General features: G+C 31.4%; 1 protein-coding gene. It reads right to left on the bottom strand.

Annotation, left to right across the window (positions count from 1 at the left end; translation table 11 throughout):
• Window positions 1-704: acyltransferase family protein (locus DW059_RS15665; protein WP_242986341.1), on the bottom strand; the 704-nt coding region annotated here is incomplete at its 3' end.
• Window positions 705-876 lie beyond the last annotated feature (172 nt).

Genomic DNA, 876 nt, shown 5'->3' with positions numbered 1-876 from the left:
TTTTTATCTAATAATTTTGCCACGCATATACAACAATATATTCCTATACTCGCTAATATATAAAACACTAATGGATTAACATATTTTCTTTGATCCAATATAATCCATAAATTATATCTATAATGAGCAATCAATAATACTATAATGCCCAAAGCAAAACCTATTATGTTGAAATACTTCCTGCTGCGAGTCTGAAACTTTCGATACATTCCACCTGCCCACACAATCGGCATAATAACTAATGCGATGTCAAAAAAGCTGTTTAAAAAAAACTCTTTCCCCACATAAAAGAAACCTACGACAGAACATAACGTACAACATACAAAGCTAAAAATACATTCGCCTAGCTCACTTAACCTTAGCTTATATATTGCCAAATATATTACACCATATAACAAGGTTGCCCAAAAGAATGGGAACATAAACCATAATGCACCTGCAAATGGTTCTGCGTTTAATTTCAAATAATTTACTAGAGCATCCATCCCTGTACATATGTCATACGGCTGATATACATCTTGAAGAATCCCCATTTTATAAAACACATTACGCATCAAACCAAGTAATACCATGTATACCATATACATCGGAAAGAAACTATGCAGCCTTGCCGCAATTAATCTTGATACATTATTAGCATACTTTTCTTTATTATATGTAAGTCCAATTATAAAAAGGAACAATGGCAAATGCCAATAATAAATAATTGGAACAATATTAGATGCATTTGTATGCCCTAATACAACTGCAATTATACCTATCCCTTCAGGTATGAAATCTCCGTATGTTTCTTCATGCTTTCTTCCTTATTATTCTATTTTTCATTTTCTTAATTTAGTTATTATTCTCCAATCTACGTACTATTTTTATCTCGTG

The organism is Roseburia sp. AF42-8 (genome assembly GCF_003435965.1).
In the GTDB taxonomy this organism is placed as follows: domain Bacteria; phylum Bacillota; class Clostridia; order Lachnospirales; family Lachnospiraceae; genus Roseburia_C; species Roseburia_C amylophila.
The sequence above is the reverse complement of the archived record's forward strand: the minus strand, read 5'-3'. Positions and strand labels throughout refer to the sequence as shown.